Annotated in this window: 24 protein-coding genes; 6 read left to right on the plus strand and 18 right to left on the minus strand. The window is 49.8% G+C overall.

Annotation, left to right across the window (positions count from 1 at the left end):
* Positions 1–16: 16 nt before the first annotated feature.
* The gene (locus CLV58_RS00940) at positions 17–535 is read left to right on the plus strand and encodes a hypothetical protein (RefSeq protein ID WP_146141336.1); all 519 of its coding nucleotides are present in this window, start codon (positions 17–19) and stop codon (positions 533–535) included.
* Positions 536–647: 112 nt separating this feature from the next.
* Here CLV58_RS00940 and CLV58_RS00945 read toward each other — a convergent pair whose 3' ends face one another.
* The 11 genes from CLV58_RS00945 to CLV58_RS00995 all read right to left on the minus strand — a co-directional run bounded on the left by CLV58_RS00945 (position 648) and on the right by CLV58_RS00995 (position 5,790).
* The gene (locus tag CLV58_RS00945) at positions 648–869 is read right to left on the minus strand and encodes a hypothetical protein (RefSeq protein ID WP_106135890.1); all 222 of its coding nucleotides are present in this window, start codon (positions 867–869) and stop codon (positions 648–650) included.
* 48 nt (positions 870–917) lie between these two features.
* Positions 918–1,298, minus strand: a complete 381-nt coding sequence (locus tag CLV58_RS00950) for a LytR/AlgR family response regulator transcription factor (protein ID WP_106135891.1) — start codon at positions 1,296–1,298, stop codon at positions 918–920.
* Positions 1,295–1,672, minus strand: coding sequence for a hypothetical protein (locus CLV58_RS00955; protein WP_146141337.1), 378 nt, complete (start codon positions 1,670–1,672; stop codon positions 1,295–1,297). The genes CLV58_RS00950 and CLV58_RS00955 overlap by 4 nt, the downstream gene beginning before the upstream one ends.
* The gene (locus CLV58_RS28255) at positions 1,662–1,820 is read right to left on the minus strand and encodes a hypothetical protein (protein ID WP_170108620.1); all 159 of its coding nucleotides are present in this window, start codon (positions 1,818–1,820) and stop codon (positions 1,662–1,664) included. The genes CLV58_RS00955 and CLV58_RS28255 overlap by 11 nt, the downstream gene beginning before the upstream one ends.
* An 11-nt stretch (positions 1,821–1,831) precedes the next feature.
* Positions 1,832–2,158 carry a hypothetical protein gene (locus CLV58_RS00960; RefSeq protein ID WP_106135893.1) on the minus strand — a complete coding sequence of 109 codons (327 nt, stop codon included), beginning with the start codon at positions 2,156–2,158 and terminating at the stop codon, positions 1,832–1,834.
* A gap of 260 nt (positions 2,159–2,418) precedes the next feature.
* Complete coding sequence (locus CLV58_RS00970) at positions 2,419–2,763, minus strand: helix-turn-helix domain-containing protein (RefSeq protein WP_106135895.1); 345 nt, start codon at positions 2,761–2,763, stop codon at positions 2,419–2,421.
* A gap of 15 nt (positions 2,764–2,778) precedes the next feature.
* Positions 2,779–3,531: a hypothetical protein gene (locus CLV58_RS00975; RefSeq protein ID WP_106135896.1), complete on the minus strand. Its 753-nt coding sequence runs from the start codon at positions 3,529–3,531 to the stop codon at positions 2,779–2,781.
* A gap of 72 nt (positions 3,532–3,603) precedes the next feature.
* Entirely contained in the window at positions 3,604–3,909 is a 306-nt protein-coding gene (locus CLV58_RS00980; RefSeq protein WP_106135897.1) for a hypothetical protein, read from the minus strand.
* A gap of 89 nt (positions 3,910–3,998) precedes the next feature.
* On the minus strand, positions 3,999–4,253 hold the full coding sequence (locus CLV58_RS00985; protein ID WP_106135898.1) for a hypothetical protein: 255 nt from the start codon (positions 4,251–4,253) through the stop codon (positions 3,999–4,001).
* Positions 4,254–4,296: 43 nt separating this feature from the next.
* Positions 4,297–4,569: a hypothetical protein gene (locus CLV58_RS00990; protein ID WP_106135899.1), complete on the minus strand. Its 273-nt coding sequence runs from the start codon at positions 4,567–4,569 to the stop codon at positions 4,297–4,299.
* Between the two features lie 903 nt (positions 4,570–5,472).
* Positions 5,473–5,790: a hypothetical protein gene (locus CLV58_RS00995; protein WP_106135900.1), complete on the minus strand. Its 318-nt coding sequence runs from the start codon at positions 5,788–5,790 to the stop codon at positions 5,473–5,475.
* A 448-nt stretch (positions 5,791–6,238) separates the two neighbouring features.
* On the opposite strand from CLV58_RS00995, the gene CLV58_RS01005 reads away from it, so the two are divergent.
* Entirely contained in the window at positions 6,239–6,736 is a 498-nt protein-coding gene (locus CLV58_RS01005; RefSeq protein WP_106135902.1) for a hypothetical protein, read from the plus strand.
* A gap of 492 nt (positions 6,737–7,228) precedes the next feature.
* On the opposite strand, the gene CLV58_RS01010 is transcribed toward CLV58_RS01005, so the two are convergent.
* The 4 genes from CLV58_RS01010 to CLV58_RS01025 all read right to left on the minus strand — a co-directional run bounded on the left by CLV58_RS01010 (position 7,229) and on the right by CLV58_RS01025 (position 10,378).
* Positions 7,229–8,596 carry a hypothetical protein gene (locus tag CLV58_RS01010; protein WP_106135903.1) on the minus strand — a complete coding sequence of 456 codons (1,368 nt, stop codon included), beginning with the start codon at positions 8,594–8,596 and terminating at the stop codon, positions 7,229–7,231.
* A 524-nt stretch (positions 8,597–9,120) separates the two neighbouring features.
* Positions 9,121–9,483, minus strand: a complete 363-nt coding sequence (locus tag CLV58_RS01015) for a hypothetical protein (RefSeq protein WP_106135904.1) — start codon at positions 9,481–9,483, stop codon at positions 9,121–9,123.
* Between the two features lie 214 nt (positions 9,484–9,697).
* On the minus strand, positions 9,698–9,862 hold the full coding sequence (locus CLV58_RS28260; protein WP_170108621.1) for a hypothetical protein: 165 nt from the start codon (positions 9,860–9,862) through the stop codon (positions 9,698–9,700).
* Between the two features lie 84 nt (positions 9,863–9,946).
* Entirely contained in the window at positions 9,947–10,378 is a 432-nt protein-coding gene (locus CLV58_RS01025; RefSeq protein WP_106135906.1) for a response regulator, read from the minus strand.
* Positions 10,379–10,567: 189 nt separating this feature from the next.
* Here CLV58_RS01025 and CLV58_RS01030 point away from each other — a divergent pair, with 189 nt between their 5' ends.
* Positions 10,568–10,999: a response regulator gene (locus CLV58_RS01030; RefSeq protein WP_106135907.1), complete on the plus strand. Its 432-nt coding sequence runs from the start codon at positions 10,568–10,570 to the stop codon at positions 10,997–10,999.
* Positions 11,000–11,028: 29 nt separating this feature from the next.
* Here CLV58_RS01030 and CLV58_RS01035 read toward each other — a convergent pair whose 3' ends face one another.
* Positions 11,029–11,481, minus strand: coding sequence for a response regulator (locus CLV58_RS01035; RefSeq protein WP_170108622.1), 453 nt, complete (start codon positions 11,479–11,481; stop codon positions 11,029–11,031).
* Between the two features lie 618 nt (positions 11,482–12,099).
* Complete coding sequence (locus CLV58_RS01045) at positions 12,100–12,405, minus strand: hypothetical protein (RefSeq protein ID WP_106135910.1); 306 nt, start codon at positions 12,403–12,405, stop codon at positions 12,100–12,102.
* Between the two features lie 755 nt (positions 12,406–13,160).
* On the opposite strand from CLV58_RS01045, the gene CLV58_RS01050 reads away from it, so the two are divergent.
* Positions 13,161–13,406 (plus strand): hypothetical protein, encoded by a 246-nt coding sequence (locus tag CLV58_RS01050; RefSeq protein ID WP_106135911.1) that lies wholly within the window; start codon positions 13,161–13,163, stop codon positions 13,404–13,406.
* A gap of 356 nt (positions 13,407–13,762) precedes the next feature.
* Here CLV58_RS01050 and CLV58_RS27935 read toward each other — a convergent pair whose 3' ends face one another.
* On the minus strand, positions 13,763–14,083 hold the full coding sequence (locus CLV58_RS27935) for a hypothetical protein (RefSeq protein WP_146141338.1): 321 nt from the start codon (positions 14,081–14,083) through the stop codon (positions 13,763–13,765).
* 299 nt (positions 14,084–14,382) lie between these two features.
* On the opposite strand from CLV58_RS27935, the gene CLV58_RS01055 reads away from it, so the two are divergent.
* Both CLV58_RS01055 and CLV58_RS01060 read left to right on the plus strand, forming a co-directional pair.
* Positions 14,383–15,765, plus strand: coding sequence for an ethanolamine ammonia-lyase subunit EutB (locus CLV58_RS01055; RefSeq protein WP_106135912.1), 1,383 nt, complete (start codon positions 14,383–14,385; stop codon positions 15,763–15,765).
* A 12-nt stretch (positions 15,766–15,777) separates the two neighbouring features.
* On the plus strand, positions 15,778–16,113 hold the full coding sequence (locus CLV58_RS01060) for a DUF4377 domain-containing protein (protein WP_106135913.1): 336 nt from the start codon (positions 15,778–15,780) through the stop codon (positions 16,111–16,113).
* The last annotated feature ends 27 nt before the right edge of the window (positions 16,114–16,140 follow it).

The raw sequence follows: 16,140 nt of genomic DNA on the forward strand, positions 1-16,140 counted from the left end.
TAAATATAATCGCTTCATGGACTGGTACGTTAAGTATCCTATTATCAAGGACTTAGCGTTTGTTGTTTTGGTGTGGTTAGGCTCGTACAGGTTGCCTATTTTTGACTTCAAAGTAACAGATAAGGCCAATCAGCTTAATATAATGTCTAGTATAATCGGGGCTAGCATTTCTTTAGCTGGTTTTTTGATCGCTGCTCTTACGATCATAGTGACATATAAGTTAACGACGAAGGATAAGAAAGCCATTGATACCAACCTCCCCACTGAACTGGTGTTCGTTAGCCGACACTACTACAGGATGATTGCAGTGTTCAGGGATGCTATAATAGAGTTGCTTATCTGCACCGTGTTCCTATATGTCGTATGGGCTTCATCTGATAATATAACTGTTACGACTGCAAATAAAGCAGTTGTCTCGGGCATAATGTTAGTCACTTTGCCAATTTTCAGAAGCTTGGCACTTCTTTTCAAGCTTCTGAACCTTGATAAGTCAACCGAGGACCATAGGCATCTTTTGGAGGAAGAAGAATACTGAAGTGTTTGAATGCTATTACATTAAGTATGTGTTGAACACCAATTACAAGAAAGCCCGGCGTGAAAGTGCCGGGCTTTCGCTTTTCTACTGCGCACGAAGTTGCTCGAACTGGTCAAAAGAGCATGGTTTGGGCGAGTTGAGCTCGTAGCTCCTTATTTTCTTTCTCGAGCTTATCGGCCTCCTCGGCGCGGTCGATTACGGCCTTAAGGTGTTTCGCGATAGCCTCCTGCATCATTTTGTTATAGACGCCGTGAACGAACCCGAGGTCGAGGATTGTCGATAGTTTGCCGCCGAACTTTAGCGAGGTTCGGAGGGTGTGTATTATCTCTTTCATTTGGAAATTTTGAGATTGGCCGAGCCGGAGATCGGGCTCGGCCGTTGGTTAATTCCCGGCTCGCTTAACGAGCTCGAGTAGTTGGTCTTGAATTTTGAGAAACCGGCGACGGGCGACCGGTAGGAGCTTTCCGTTACGGAGTTGAATCTTTGCGCCGTTCCGGTGTATGTCGCCCGGAATCAGCCGTTTTACGAAAGCCGGATTAACGATATACTGCTTATGCACTCGGATAAAATCCGGGAGAATCGTCTCGTACTTGGTTATCGTAATCGAGACCATTACGGCCGGTTTACGGCTCCGTATCAGTCGGCTGTAATTGCTGTCGCCTGCGAGGTATATAATCTCCGAGGGCGCGACGGTTTTCTTACGGTCGCCCATTCCGACCACAAGCGAGCCGCTCTCGTTAAGCCGGGTCGCGGTTCCGTTCATGCTCGTTCTGCTTTGCCGTCGAACGTATGGTTTTGAATCAGCGTAAGCAGGCTCGAGAGTTGCTCAGGCGTCTCGGCGTTGGCGAGCCTCCGGGCGAACGTGAGAATTACGTCGCGGCTCGCGAGATAAAACTCGCGGTGCTCCGGCTTGAGGTTGTAAATGATTTCGCCCCGGAGCGCGTGAGCTCGATTCTTAACGGCCGATTTAATCGGCGTCTCGGCGAGCGTGAGGAGGGCGAGCTCGTGCAAAAAGCCGTTAACGGCCTGTTGCTTTCGCTTCTGCTCGGAGGTCTCCTCCGGTGTGGTTTGTTGGGCTTTGTTGGCAATCATTTTAAAACGCTCGGTTTCACCGACGCGGCTTGTTTCACTTTGCATAGTCATAAAATTTAGCGGGTAATTCAGCGATTCCAGCCATCGAGAGGAGCGGCCCAAAGAGAGCGGCTCCGACCATGAACAGGCATAGACAAATGAGGCATAGGGCGATAAACGCCGGAAAGAGAATGATTACAACGAGCGTTTTCACTAGGGGAAAGGTTAATCGGTGAGACCTGCGTTAACGAGTTCCTGATCGAGTTCGCAAAGGAGCCCTTGTAGCTCGGGCGTTAGCTGGTGCGCTTGCAGTTCGGCATAGAGCGCCCGGGCAACTTGGAGCGAGATCGTTACCGCAAAGCGTTTAGTCGTTGGGCGATTGCGCCACGTAAAAACCTGAGCGGGTGTAAGTTTTGCCCGGTAGTCCAGGAGGATAAGCTCCTCGATACGGAGGCCGAGCGATTCTCGAAAGGAGAGGTTACGCGGGTCGGGAATAAAGCCGATAAAGGCCGCGAACTGACTCCGATAGAGCCGGAGGGTAATCTTAAACATTCGCTATGCCTAGCCGTTGCAGATCGTTGGTACTGAGAATCCCGGTCTTTCGCAGATTAAGGCAACCTTGCCGGAGCACGAGATCGACGCGGCTCGGGTCGAAAAGGTCGGGTTGTGCTGAGATAATCCGCTCGCCCTCGACTACTGCGTAAGGGACTACTCGCTTAAATCGTCGCCGTTTTTTCATTATGTTTGCCCGTTAATATTTTTTGGAAATTTTGAGTTGGAACCCTCGCCCTCATTGAGAGCGAGGGCTTTTTTTATCCGTTGCCGGTTCGGATTAGGAGCTCGCTTAAGGTCTCTTTGAGCTCCTCGATTTCGGCCCGTTGGTAGTAGATCAATTCATTGTCCCGGAGCGCGTCCCATCGTAATTTTTCGAGTTCTTGCTCGCTAATGATCGGAGCCGGGTCGCTGTAGCCGAGTAGCTCCTTAAGCGTTACGCCGATTGCCTGAGCGATTCTCTCGAGTAGTTCGAGCGTTAACTTATTCCCTCGTTTTTCAAAGCGGAAATAAGACGTTTGGTCTATTCCTAGCCTCCTTGCAACCTCGGCTTGAGATAAGCCTTTCCGGTTGCGTATTGCCTTAATGTTCGCCGTTAGGTCCATTGCTTAGGAGGGCGGCTAGTTGGCCTTAAACCGGCGATTCATATTTGCAATCATGCCGTTAACCTCGCTCTCGGCTTTGGTTACGTATTCGGCGGGAGGCTCGGCCTGACGTGGCTCGCTCGTTACGATTGCCGGAGCGGTGGCGAGCGTTGGAGTCGCCGGGAGATCAATCGAGGCCGGACGAACCATTGGCGAGGTTTGGGGGAGAGGGTGTCCGCTGTATTCGTGCTTAAGCCGATGGTAAAAGCCCTCGACTCGTTCTCTCGGGTATTTCTTCTCGAGTAGAAATTTGCAATGGTTTACGAGGTGCTCGATTGTCGGAAAGCGGGTTTTACTGAACTCGAAATCGGTTTTTTCGGTGTGCCGAAAGCCCGGCCGGGAGGGTAAGTATTCTTTGTAGTTGAGGCCCGTTCCCGTTAAGCGAGCCTTATAAATCCGGTCTAAAAATTCGGTGGTTGGGAGCGAGAACTTAAGCCGGTCGAAAGCCTCGTACCTCTCGTAGTGCATCTGCAAAAGGAGCGTGTCCTTATCGCGGTGTAGGAACTCCCGGCGATAGAACGACATAAGGAAACATTTGTCGAGATAGCCGTTATTGAGGAGCCGGGCTATACAATCTTGGAGTAATGCCTCTTTGTCCTGTTTCTCGGCCTGTCCGACGTTTTTCGAGTAACCGTCGAACGTGTAGCCGTTCGTAAGCCGGAGCTCCCAACGATACGTCGAGCCCTCTTTGTCGCCGACAAACTTCTTTTTCTGTGTAAATACTGACATGGTAGGAAATTAGGAACGGTCCGCCGTTGCGGTTGGAACGTGTTTAAGTAGGGAGAGAAAAAGATCGTGGCTCTAAGCGGCTGAGGAGAAAGCGAGGAGCTGTTTGATATTATCGGCCGCGTTTTCGGGTTGGCTTTCGAGGATTCGGAGAACGGCCGTTAAGGTTTGCTTTTCGGCGAGTGCTCCCACTCGGAGCCCGGCCTCGTAACCGGCGTCGTAACCCGAGCCGTAACCCTCGATATAACCATTACCGTAAGCGCCCGAGCTTATAGTCGCTCGCTCGAAAGCGCGGTCTATCCGCTCGGCTTGGCTGATTTTGGAGGACCGGGCGAATAGGGCGACAAAGACTCCGGCGATAGTGGTTTGAATTGCGTTCATGGTTTGGAAATTTTGAATTGGAAAGGATTGATTTAAGACTTTATGAGCCTATCGGCTTGCTTTAGTTGCTCGAAAAAAAGATCGTGGCTCTAAGCGCCCGGTCTGGTCTGTGGTGCCGAATTTGGATTTTCGGCCGCTTTTTCAGCCTCATTTTCCACCAATCCGAGGAGCATCTTTAAATGAACTCTCTCAATCTTGAGTGCGTCGGTTTGCCCGAACGAGTAACCCCGGTCCCATTCGTCGGCGTCCGATTTGTAGCGCCGTTTTTTTGCCTCCTCGAGATCGTTATTTGTGATCGTGAGCATTGCCTCGAGGTGTGTTTTAAGCGTCTGTAAGGTTTCCATCGGTTTTTGTGGGTTTTAGTAGGATTAGAAAAAGATCGAGGCTCTAAACGGCCGGAGCGCCGTCTCCCTCGGGATTCTCGATTTTGGCGCTCGGCTCGGGAGTGTTAGAAAGCATCGCCGAGAGGTTCGTTAAAAACCCTATTTCGCTGTTTATCTGATGGTCGAGGTTCTTACACCAGTTGTTTGCCGCTAACCAGCCGAGCCCCTCGTTTCCCTTAATACGATTGAGGATTCGAGCGAGCCGGTCTCGCTCTTGGTTGAGCACGTCGAGCCGGGAGGTAATTGTCGCGATTGCTACTCGGTTTAAAATGGTCATCGTTTTTAGCCTCTCTGAGCGTTTTTAGGGTTGTTGGCTTGTTTTAGCAGACCGAAAAAAATATCGCGTCGCTCCGGGCCTCTCTCGGCGTCTGGTGGCGAAATCGAAATTTTCGCGGGTTTTTCGGGCCAACTTTCCGGCCCTCGGGATTTCGCGCCAAAATCGGCCGAGGGTCGTTTTACAGTTATTCAGTTAGGGAGAAACTGCTCTTTAGAGCCGTTTACAAAACTGTTAATCTGGTTATTCCAGACGTTTACTGTAATTGTTAACTTGGAGTTAACTTACTGGTTAACTTTGGGTTAACTGGGTTTTGCCCAAAAAAAACTGTCAAACTGACAGGCAATAGAGTACCGCTCGACCTTTGACGGTCGATTTTTTGGAAAGCTGTTCGTTTGGCCTCGGGTGCACTCCTCGGCCTATGTGTGCACTAGAACGGTTAGCCCTATACGTTGGCAAAAAGGGAGGGGAGAATCACTCTCCGAATCGAGTCGGAGAGTGATTACTTAGTTTCTTTTCCTACCAAATTACCTTACGGGCTTTCCGTAGTTGGGGAGGAGGGTCTCGAACCCCCTAGACCGGCCGGGTTTAACCCGCGCCCACCGGTCTTTACCTGCTAATACTCCCCAAAATTTAGAGCGGGAGGAGACGTCTCCCACTCGTTAAACCGCCGAACGCTCTTGGCCGAGGTCCTAGCAACCTCGCTACTCGGGTGACTTGCCACCGTTCGCAAACTGTGCGTTTGCTTGGATGAATGCGTTTTTAGTGTACTCCATCAAAAGCCCGAGGTCTCGAACCTCCCGGAATAAAACCGGGTCGATTATCGGCTCCTTATCGAGTATAGCCTCCCGTTCCTGTTTGGCCGCTCGAATCGCTCGGTATAGTTGCCCGAACGTGAGATCGGTATCAAAAACGAGCGAGGTTATAAACTCTCGTCTCGGTGACTGGTATCTCATCTCTCGACTCGATTTTTATCCGAAACTTGAGGCCCAATACCTCAAACGTTGCGACTCTGGTTACGAAATCGAACTCGGCGTCTTTATAGGCGGCTATAAATTCGGCCGGTTCAATTACTACGTCTATCCGTTTAGCTTCTCGAACCGCAAACGTTGCGATTGCCTGCTCTAACGAATGCCCCGCCTTCTCAATCGCCCGTATGCCGTCTGCCTTAAGCTCGAGGTCTACCGAATAATCGGCCGGGTTAAGCGGCTTTTCGTAGATCATCGCTCCCGGAGTTAAGCTCGACTACGTTTCCCGGGAGAGCCGGTATCGTATTCGTGTCAAAATTTTCCTGAGTAAACCCGAGGTAGGTTATCATAAGCGGCCCGATTACGCAATCAACTTTCTGCAAGTTTTTTTTCGGATTGTTGCAGACGTTCCTTATAAAGGAATTAAACTTTTGTCTCCGAGCTAATTCGGCGTTGAACTCGTTAAACCGACCTAAATCTCTGGTTTTAAGTCTGTTGTAGTGATCTTTTACGGTCGGCTGGTTCGACATAGAGTAAATTTGCTACCGATACATAAACTTTTTGTTGGGTCGTGTCGTATTTGTTACATAGTTTGTATCATAAATCGTTACAAAACTTGTAACCTGTTTCGGTGTTCCAACGTCACAAAAGTAGGTAAACTTGTATTCAATGCAAGTTTTTCAAACTTAAAATGAAAAAAAATTATGGTAAATGTCGCTGAACGCATCAAAAAGGCACTTTTCGCGAAATCTTGGACTGTAAAAAAACTTTGTGGAGCGATTGAAGTTTCCGAGGCCGGTTATAAACACATGGTCGAAAACAACAGTTGGAAACTCCATAACCTTAGCAAAATCGCCGAGGTATTAGATATGCCGTTAACGGCGCTCGTCTCGGAGGAGGAGCCGGAGATCGTCTCCCGGCCGAGCGGTGAATCCGAGGCTTATTTGCAGGACCATCTTAAGCGGCTCGAGGAGAATTTCGCTCGCCTGTCTGCCCAACTAGAAACTAAAGACCGGCAAATCGACGGCCTCCAACGGACCGCCGACTCGTTACAGCGTTACGTCGATACGCTCCTCGGTAGTACGCCTGCTAACGAGAAAGCCGATAAGAAAGCAAAGTCTTTTCTTAAGCCTGCTACCGAGACCGGAAGAGTTGTCGAGATGTACCCCGCCGAGAAATCGGAATCGAAAAAATCGGCCTAACGCGCCTATTTTTTTAGGGTTACGGCATTACTTACGGTGGCAGGCTGTTAGCTGAATCAGCTAACACGGTCTAAACCAAATTCTTAACTAAAGGGGTGCGATTCCCTCGCTCTCTGCCAACGTTGATTGAGAACAAGCCGTCCCCAAAAGGACGGTTTTTTTGTTTTCAGATTCGATTATAATATAATTCGACAACCTCTAACAAGGCATGCTAGCTCGTGAAGTACAGCGAGCGAATGAGAACAAAGGCGATAATTACTCCTCGGACGAGTTAACGTACCAGTCAGAAGTCATTCAGAAATACAGACGTGGCATAACTTTTCTTTACTCGGCTTTATTCAGAGCCTTGTCGTCGGCCTACAAGCGAAGCGATGAAGAAACAAGGCTATTGATAGTAGATGTATTAGATCGGTATACTCAGACCGCTTCATCATAGCATCAAAAAAGAGCCCCAGCCGGTTAGTCGAGGTTCTTTTTAATTCCGAGTAATATCTATTCAACAACTACATCACGCTCTAAGGGCTCAGACGAAATTACTGTGTTGTCTGGTTTGAGTACCTCAAACGAGAATTTATAGCGGTCCGATGGGACAGTTGACGGTAGCTCAAACTGAGCCGGGCCAGTTAGAGCTAGTGGTACTAGGTAGGATACCTGCTCTTTTGTTAACGAAGTCAAGCGAACTCGACTAACTGCCGTTTCATTCGGTTTCAGTGTATATAGGTATGATACGTAAGCATTGGTGATTATACCATATTGCTTACTTCTTTTTAGCTTGATAGGTGTGTCAAATGATATTGTAGGTGCCAGTAGGTTATGTTCTTCTGGTGAGGCATACCCGTAAACATTCTGAATAGCTAAATCTTTGCTTGAGGCAACTATACTTATTCGCATGTATGCATCACTTGGTTGCCCGTTTAGTACAGCTTGTGCGTAATAGTATCCTGGTTTCAGATTGTTAATTGCCGGTATTTTAAAAGTCGGCTGTGTGTCGATGTATGATAATATTTTAATTGTAGTGGCTGACTGGTCTCGACTTCGTAACATCAATTCAGGATTATCGGATTGAAAGATATTCTGAGCGAATATGGTAGTTGGACCAGCACCGAGAACGACGGGGAAATTATCGTCAATACCTATGTAAGGTTGACCTCTGATTAAACGAACAGGCTGATTTAGTACTGCCTTTCGGCCATTAGCTTTGGTAAAGACAGCAGTATAGTCGCCCGGTTCATAGAAGAACCCACCGCCAATCAAGGCGCTTGCGAAAACTGCTCCATCTGTTCTTAATTGTCTGTCGCAAAGTGATAGAATAGTAGGTCTTTGCTTAGTCGTATAAAGGCTTATTCCTGTTTTTATATTCGTTAACGTTAATGTCCCTAGTGGGTCGCCATCGAGGAAGTTAAATAGGGGTAAACACAAATAATTTGTGGTAGAAGCATTTACAGTGAAATTAAGTGGCTCCGTCAGTGTGGCGAACATTAAATCTCCAATTGGTTTGAATGCAATTACATACGCATTCGTTTTATTGCTCGCCGTACTGATACGAATAGAATCATTTTTCACTGTTGTGTAGATGTATAATGGACCAGGGTATTTATTGACTAGTTTAGTTCTCTGAGTAAGTATAAAATCGGGCGTGACGGCATCGTGTGAAAAGCTAGTTGGAACCGTAATTGTTATTACTTTACTGACTTGGTCTATACTAATATTTTCGTCTGGTATATCTGGCAAATGCATACTAAGGATAAGTGGCTTGTCATCGGGCCCAAATACTCGATCAATGAGAGGTACGCATCCTGTCATGAGTATAATCAATCCGATGATCGGGAGAGCGTATCGAGTGAAAAGACGCTTTTGCATAGTAGTGGATTTGTGAAATGTAGCTTTAGCCCTGTCGTTTTCGATTTAGGTATAGATTCTCTGGAAGGTAATTGTCAACCTGCTTTTTGGCGCGAAACTGACGCGTTTATCAGGCTTTCGCTCGGCAAAGTTTCGATATACTGAGTGTAGTACGAATCCCACTTTAATAAGCGCCATGATCGTCCTAGCGTGGTCCGGATTGAGAACAGGTAGCGGAGTAAAACGAGCGGACCTGTGAGTAATCAGACGGTCTGAGACAGGAGTTTTCGGCGTAGCACAGCGGTAAGTTACGAACAGATAACCGAATTGGTCGGTAGGGCAAACCGAACCTTTGCCTTATAGTTCTTACAGGTATCTGTTACCAGCCACGAAAGCAGCAAGTAACAACTAGATTTTACTATCGCGTGTATGTCCTTTATCGCATCACTAGGATTATTTAACCATGCAACGCCGTACACACATCTCTGCTTTCTCGCCCTAATTCTCATCGGACGTGTAAACGGATCACCAGTGCTTAACACTACTTAAGCGTAAGCCCCTGGTGGGTTGCGGGCGTATCGTTGCAGCAACTGAGGGCGGTAGGTAGATATGGTCTGGTCGAGGTGGCGGAGCAGAGCCTGCTGATCGGGGGTGAGCGGGTGATAGGGCATTTCCTGGTGCAGGGCGCGGGCGACGGTAACAGGCAAACGGTATTTGTATGACCGGCGGGCGTTGCGCTGTCCCCAGGTGAAGACCTGTTCCAGGCGTAGTGTCGCCTGAAAGGCCAACAGCACACAAGCCGTCAGCGATTGTTGCTTTAGGGGCAAGTCAAGGTTGTCACGGCTAATGCGACTCAGAAACGCGATCAGGGCGGCAAACTGGGCGGGATATAGCGAAAGCGTGAGCATGGGCGCAGTTTTTTAGTCACCAGCTCAGCCAATATTGATACCAATAGCGTGGTCGCAGGCTACTAAATTGGCCGAGCATGGCCGTTTTTTGATTTTCTTGCGGGAATGGGTATTGATCCGGTCGTTGGCCGTCGCGCCGAAACGGTTTGGTATCAGTCAGCAGCGCCTGTTCGGTCTTGAACCGTTGCTACGGGTCGAAGGGGCTCCAAACGTGTTATCCAGTGCGATTGCCATTGGTCGGCGGGGCCAGATGGCTGTGGGTGAGCGTAGCGAAGATGGCTGGTACGGACTGATACGTTTCCTGATTGGCCTGTATGAACGGATGAATCGTGGACGATGTGCGGTCCGTGCCGGACAGAACAAAGAAGTGCAGCAGCATGTCAGTAGCTTGATTTGTCGTTGTGTTGGAAGCTAACCGAGATGCAGCTGCCTGACGGGCCTTGTCGTTTGACGGACAGTGCTGTTACACCGAACGCAGCCGGGTGGCGGGGGTTAGGTTGATCGTAAACCAGTAGCGGTACAACTGACTGAGTAGCGCGTTCCAACCTTCCATCGTGACCGGTTTACTATGGCAGGCCGAGAAACCCTTATTGTACGCCCGTTTTGCGCGAAATGCATCCAACAGCGTGTCCAGCAGTAGAATAGGCGTGAACGTAAGGCTGGGGTGGTCGATCAGAGCGTCGATCGCGTCGGGCGCTATCGGGGTGTCGAACGTAGCCGAATCGACCAAAACGAGCTGATAGGTTTCGTTTTTTTCGACATGCGTGATCGCTTCGGCTATGGACGAAACTGTATCCCAGACGATTTTACCAAAAACGGGCTGCGCCAGCTGCACAACCGAACGGGCCAGCGTGGTATCTGCTTCGATCAATAAGACGGTCGGTACATTGGGCATGAAAAAAGTTTACCGCAGTACTTTCATAGCTTGAGCGTATTCTGTGCCACAACGAAACAACGCGTCACAGTAGGGAAATGGTTGTCGGTACCCTGCCAATTTCGTTGTTTAGACAGCGTGTAAAGAAACGGTAAACAATTTGGCAGAGGTGTTGGTATACACTAATGGCCCAATCAGGCGATTTTTCATATGTATCCCCAAACTGACCCACGCGTAATCCTGTACATCGACAGCGATGAGGATGACCATTTCCTCTTTGGTTCGCTGTTGAAGACCATCGCCCCCGACTACACGCTACAATCTTTTATGCGGGCCGAAGACGCGTTGACTTACTTACAGCAGACCGAACAACCGCCCTTTCTGATTTTGTGCGAAGTACTGCTACCCGGCATGACGGGTCTTGAATTACGACGAACTATATACGCCGACGAGCAGCTGCGCAAACGGAGTATCCCCTTCGTATTTGTTTCTGATCCCGTTATCCAGTCGGTTATCGAAGAAGCGTTCGAACTGACGGTGCAGGGTTTCTTTGAAAAGAGCCACAACCGGCAGCAACAGCTACAGGACCTTACGCTGATCCTGAACTACTGGCAAACAAGCTTTCACCCCAACAAAGTCTAGTTGAAGTCGAACAACCGTCACGAAGCTAATCACGTTTGACTGGCCGGGCGTATGCCGTTGAGGGGCGGCAGCGTAACCGTTTCGTACCAATATTGCCGTAAACCAGCCATAAACCGTTTCCATTCGTCCAGACTGAATGGCTTGTGAATGAACGACGATGCGCCGGTCTGGTAGGCCTGATACACCAACGGAAGCTGGTCGTTGGCCGAGATCATCAATATCTGTAGTAGGGACAGCCGCTCATCCGACCGGATCTGCGCCAGAAGTTGCAATCCGTCGATCGTGTCGTTGAGGTCAACGTCCATCAAGACCAGCTGGGGCAGTCGTCTTGGGCTGGATTGCAGCCATTCCTGCGCCTGATGGGCATTGCTGACGAAAGTAAACTGCGCTTCCGGGAAGGTATTACGGGCGGCCTGGGTCACGACAAGTGGCAGCGCCTGGTCATCGTCTATGAACAGGATCAGGAAAGGGCGGTGTGTCAAATCGAGGGTAGCAACAAATGAATAGACACAAATGTAACGCTTTTGTGCAAGCGGGGCGTATCAAACTGTAGCTGTCGACAGTACCCGTAGAAAACGGCTGGCGAGTGTGGTTACCACCCTATTCGCTACGTTTACTTCATGGTTGCATGAACTGGACGCACTACATACGTTGATGTGTTGACACGACGTATATCCTGGCGATTTCGTGAAACCGCGTAAAGCGCTACATCCGTCACCTGTCGGAATGGACCGATCGGAACGATTGTTCGTGACGAATCTACTCAGTAACTGTCGTTGTACGGAATGGATGAAGCCGCTCGCCTTCGGATGAAGACGAACCAGGCTGAGCGATTGGGTAAACTGCTGGCCGATCAGGAGAAAAAGCGGGCGCAATCAAAGGAAAGGCACCGGTGTGACTTTGTCTTACTGCAACAATGCGACGATAGCCAGAATGGAACGGATTGCGCCCTAAATCCACTGAGGAGAACTTTGTCTATGTGGAAGTAAAGTCTCCTTCAGGGGATTTAGGGGTAAAAACAGGCGATTATTGGGCGACTGGGCCCTGCTGGTGCCGGGTAATCTGCTCACAGCACTGAGGGAGGCTGTAAGAGCTGGTTCTTACCAATGCGTAAAACCTAACGAATGGGCGGGACCAGCCTGATGGATAAACGGATTAGCTGCATTTTCCGAACTGACCAGTTCGATACCACAGGGCAGGGGAGAGGCCGATTCGCTGGCTTGTGCGTAGACCAATCCGATGCGGCAACCCGTCGTTTCGGCTTGTTCCAGCATGTCGAATAAACGGGTGACGCCAACCAGATAGAAGGCCATGCTCAGTAGGTTACCATAGCGCCAGTCGGCCGACTCCCGCTGCGATCGTTCGGCTTTAGTGATGTACTGCTTGTAAAGTTGAAATCCGTTCATGTTTCACTGTATCATAGGTGTAAGTACTACTAAATTCATAGGCAATATATGCAAATGATATATACTATTCATAAGGATTTAGTTAAAAATTTGATTAAAATGTTAACTAATAATTAACATTTTCCTTTTGTGTGATGCGGTAATACCAGTGTTATGATTAGTGCTGACAAACCACTGAGTCAGCCAAATCGTTACAGTAAGTGAAGTGTATTTACTACTCGCTACAAATCAGATTGTTGTACATTAACCTTGCTTAAGTATACAATATATAAAATAGGTTAATTTTTCATGTAGAATTTTGGTTTATGATAGACTAGTGTGCTTTATTTGTGAACACACTGTCCTTTTTCAACCTTATGTATCAGCAATCTACGACATGGCGATTTATGCCTTTGTGCGATCAGGCCTGTTTGCAGGTGATGGCTTATTGCCCCCGTTTCGCCAGCAGCTGGCTTATTTTCCTTAACTGATTTCTTCCGAAGGAATCAGATAGCATTGGCTCCTAAGCCATACTAGCAAGCCTACTGGTAACACCGGTAGGCTTTGTTCGTCTTGCCCGTTCCCCGCCGATTGAACAGGTCTGTCGCCCGTCGATGGGCAAGTCCAACCGGGTGCTGCACTTGATGGCAGGATCGGGTATAACTGAATCAGAATTCAGCCCGTACGCTCACTCTTTTCATGTAGTTACAACATACAGGTCCGCCAATTTCTTTTAGGCCATACACACACGTTCATCAACGCAACAGCTTGACACCATGGTTGTAAAGGTTGGAAAATTGAAGGGGCCATTCCGGGGATTCCGGAATCTGGAAACGCGGTTTGTCTTTCTGGACGGTAGCGTCTGGCGACAGCGGCAACCCAAATATCTGTACTTCTACGCCAACAGACCCCGTGCCCGGGTGCTGTACGAAAACGGGCGCTATGTGCTGGAAGTTGACGGAACTGACGAAACGATCGAGGTAATCGAAGAAACGGCGGCTTCGCAGCGGGAAGATCAATAGATCGTAAACGTTTTCTACCGTCTTTCATATTGGGAACTGACTACCTGTGGTACGCTGGTATCTCGATCCTGTTTCTTCCTGGTGAACCGTTAGGAACGTCCCACTATCTTGATGGAACATCGAGCCGTTGCACCCGTGATTCCCTTTGTCCGTTTGCGTCTACTGGTGAAGCGTTGGGTAAAAAGAGTTGTCCAGATGGCTTAGATGAGCCAGATTGCAGCCATACTGAGTGGCCTCAGTATATCACCGATAAGGTGGTACTGGAAAGGCGGTTGCTGATGGTAACGAATCTCGAATGCCGCAAGGATAAATGCTACTAACGAGCCGACAATAGACTCGTTAGTAGCGTAAGGGTATTAGTTGACGCGCTCTTTTTTCATCGACTTCGTTGTTTTGCGAGTGCTTTTAGTCCGTGAGTTCTGGGACTTATTACTACTGCCAGTTCCGACCGTCGATTGCATACCGTATGAGGTTCCGTTCGATGATCCAACGACGTCACTTCCTGCTGTGGTGCCGGTTCTCGTTGCAGAACCATTTGTGCCGCTTCCTGTGCCACTGTTTACTGTAGTCCCGTCCGTGTTCGGATTCGTCTGGCGGTTTTTGCCAGTTGTTGTTTGCGCGTGGGCTGCACTGAGACACATCGTCAGAACAGCCATGATCGTCATTACCTTTTTCATACGTTGCTGAATGTTGTTGCTACTACTTCGAAAACAGACTGATATGTAAAAAGTTATGCGAATTCGTTCGGCATCAACGACGTGAAGGCTACGGCCGCGTAACGAATGCAGTGCTGTCAATGGGCGTGCATACAAGTAAGTAAACAGGCTGTACCGGACAGCTCCAAAGTGAATGATAGTGGGTCAACCCGTACAAAAATCGAACAAGGTAGTCTGCTGGTATTGAACACGGGCGACCGTATAGGTGGCGATAACTACGTAAACAGGCGTATATTCGTCGGTACTGAGCCACTGCCCGTATGTCATTTCGCCACACGGTTCGCCAGCGAACCTACGTTTTTGACGATCTTAAAACCTTACTGGCCCGGGCCAGCCCACTGCGGTCAGGGGATGAACTGGCGGGGCTAACAGCCCGGTCGGCTGAGGAACGGGTGGCTGCCCAAATGGCCCTGGCGGATCTGCCACTGACGCATTTTCTGACCGAAACGGTCATCCCCTATGAACAGGATGAGGTAACCCGACTTATCATCGATTCACACGATGCGTCGGCGTTCGCGCCAATCTGCTCGCTGACGGTTGGTGAATTGCGTAACTACCTGCTGGACTATGCAACCACAACCGACACCCTGCGGGCGCTCCATTGGGGACTAACGCCCGAGATGGTGGCGGCTGTGTCGAAACTCATGCGCAACCAGGATCTGATTGCCGTTGCCAGCAAGTGCGAAGTCGTCACGCAGTTTCGCAACACCATCGGCCTGTCGGGGCGACTGAGTACCCGACTTCAACCCAACCACCCCACCGACGACGCTCGTGGCATTGCCGCCAGCCTGGTCGATGGCTTGCTTTACGGCTCCGGCGACGCGGTCATCGGCATCAACCCCGCCACCGACCATCTGCAAACAACCGTCCGGCTGTTACACCTGCTCGATTCGGTACGCGAACGGTTCGCCATTCCCACGCAGACCTGCATACTGAGTCACCTGACGACGACGATCCAGGCGATTGAGCAGGGGGCACCCGTCGATCTGGCGTTTCAGAGCATCGGCGGTACGGAAGGTGTCAACGCATCCTTCGGGGTCGACCTGGCACTGCTGCGCGAAGGACTGGACGCTACCCGGTCGCTGAATCGGGGTACACTGGGGAAAAACGTGATGTATTTCGAGACAGGGCAGGGGAGTGCCCTCTCGGCCAACGCGCACCACGGTGTCGATCAGCAAACGGTCGAAGCGCGGGCCTATGCGGTAGCGCGTATGTTCGACCCGCTGCTGGTCAATTCCGTGGTCGGGTTTATCGGACCGGAGTACCTCTACGATGGTAAACAGATCATCCGGGCGGGGCTGGAAGACCATTTTTGCGGGAAAGTGCTGGGCCTGCCCATGGGTGTCGACATCTGCTATACCAACCATGCCGAAGCCGATCAGGACGATATGGACACGCTGCTGACGGTGCTGGGCGCGGCCGGGGTAACGTTTATCATGGGTATCCCCGGTGCCGACGACGTTATGCTGCACTACCAGAGTACCAGTTTTCACGACGCACTCTATCTCCGACGCCAACTGAACCGCCGTCCGGCCCCGGAGTTTGAGCAATGGCTGCTGAAGATGGGTATTCTCAACGACGCCTTACAACTGCAACCCGTTCAAAAGGGTCATCGCCTTGTCGCATCTGTATCAACTTTCTGATCCCTGACAATCATGGTTTTCTGGCGAATCCTGACATTCACGACGCTACTGGCGGTAACGGCTTGCGAGAAGCGGATTGGGCCGGAAGTGCCCGTCCGGCTAACGATGCAAATTGACAGTAAGCAGGGCGACTGTTCCTATCTAGGGCCACGTAAATGCCTACAGATTCGTGAGCATGATAACGAACGATGGTCGTTTATGTACGAAGGGATCGAGGGATTTACGTACGAATCTGGCTACCGATACACCGTCGAGGTATGGCGTCAGACGCTGCCTATCGATGGAATCGCCGATGCATTGCCGTACCGGTACGCACTCATTCGGGTGATTAATAAAGTAAAGCAATGACCCTGTTTGCCGTTGCTGGCCGATAAA

The organism is Spirosoma oryzae, assembly GCF_003002825.1.
GTDB lineage: Bacteria > Bacteroidota > Bacteroidia > Cytophagales > Spirosomataceae > Spirosoma > Spirosoma oryzae.

Bases quoted from the DNA above. Each gene is read 5' to 3' on its own strand.
- CLV58_RS00940 (WP_146141336.1), top strand. From the start codon at position 17: ATGGACTGGTACGTTAAGTATCCTATTATCAAGGACTTAGCGTTTGTT.
- CLV58_RS00945 (WP_106135890.1), bottom strand. From the start codon at position 869: ATGAAAGAGATAATACACACCCTCCGAACCTCGCTAAAGTTCGGCGGC.
- CLV58_RS00950 (WP_106135891.1), bottom strand. From the start codon at position 1,298: ATGAACGGAACCGCGACCCGGCTTAACGAGAGCGGCTCGCTTGTGGTC.
- CLV58_RS00955 (WP_146141337.1), bottom strand. From the start codon at position 1,672: ATGCAAAGTGAAACAAGCCGCGTCGGTGAAACCGAGCGTTTTAAAATG.
- CLV58_RS00960 (WP_106135893.1), bottom strand. From the start codon at position 2,158: ATGTTTAAGATTACCCTCCGGCTCTATCGGAGTCAGTTCGCGGCCTTT.
- CLV58_RS00970 (WP_106135895.1), bottom strand. From the start codon at position 2,763: ATGGACCTAACGGCGAACATTAAGGCAATACGCAACCGGAAAGGCTTA.
- CLV58_RS00975 (WP_106135896.1), bottom strand. From the start codon at position 3,531: ATGTCAGTATTTACACAGAAAAAGAAGTTTGTCGGCGACAAAGAGGGC.
- CLV58_RS00980 (WP_106135897.1), bottom strand. From the start codon at position 3,909: ATGAACGCAATTCAAACCACTATCGCCGGAGTCTTTGTCGCCCTATTC.
- CLV58_RS00985 (WP_106135898.1), bottom strand. From the start codon at position 4,253: ATGGAAACCTTACAGACGCTTAAAACACACCTCGAGGCAATGCTCACG.
- CLV58_RS00990 (WP_106135899.1), bottom strand. From the start codon at position 4,569: ATGACCATTTTAAACCGAGTAGCAATCGCGACAATTACCTCCCGGCTC.
- CLV58_RS00995 (WP_106135900.1), bottom strand. From the start codon at position 5,790: ATGATCTACGAAAAGCCGCTTAACCCGGCCGATTATTCGGTAGACCTC.
- CLV58_RS01005 (WP_106135902.1), top strand. From the start codon at position 6,239: ATGGTAAATGTCGCTGAACGCATCAAAAAGGCACTTTTCGCGAAATCT.
- CLV58_RS01010 (WP_106135903.1), bottom strand. From the start codon at position 8,596: ATGCAAAAGCGTCTTTTCACTCGATACGCTCTCCCGATCATCGGATTG.
- CLV58_RS01015 (WP_106135904.1), bottom strand. From the start codon at position 9,483: ATGCTCACGCTTTCGCTATATCCCGCCCAGTTTGCCGCCCTGATCGCG.
- CLV58_RS28260 (WP_170108621.1), bottom strand. From the start codon at position 9,862: ATGCTGCTGCACTTCTTTGTTCTGTCCGGCACGGACCGCACATCGTCC.
- CLV58_RS01025 (WP_106135906.1), bottom strand. From the start codon at position 10,378: ATGCCCAATGTACCGACCGTCTTATTGATCGAAGCAGATACCACGCTG.
- CLV58_RS01030 (WP_106135907.1), top strand. From the start codon at position 10,568: ATGTATCCCCAAACTGACCCACGCGTAATCCTGTACATCGACAGCGAT.
- CLV58_RS01045 (WP_106135910.1), bottom strand. From the start codon at position 12,405: ATGAACGGATTTCAACTTTACAAGCAGTACATCACTAAAGCCGAACGA.
- CLV58_RS01050 (WP_106135911.1), top strand. From the start codon at position 13,161: ATGGTTGTAAAGGTTGGAAAATTGAAGGGGCCATTCCGGGGATTCCGG.
- CLV58_RS27935 (WP_146141338.1), bottom strand. From the start codon at position 14,083: ATGAAAAAGGTAATGACGATCATGGCTGTTCTGACGATGTGTCTCAGT.
- CLV58_RS01055 (WP_106135912.1), top strand. From the start codon at position 14,383: ATGTCATTTCGCCACACGGTTCGCCAGCGAACCTACGTTTTTGACGAT.
- CLV58_RS01060 (WP_106135913.1), top strand. From the start codon at position 15,778: ATGGTTTTCTGGCGAATCCTGACATTCACGACGCTACTGGCGGTAACG.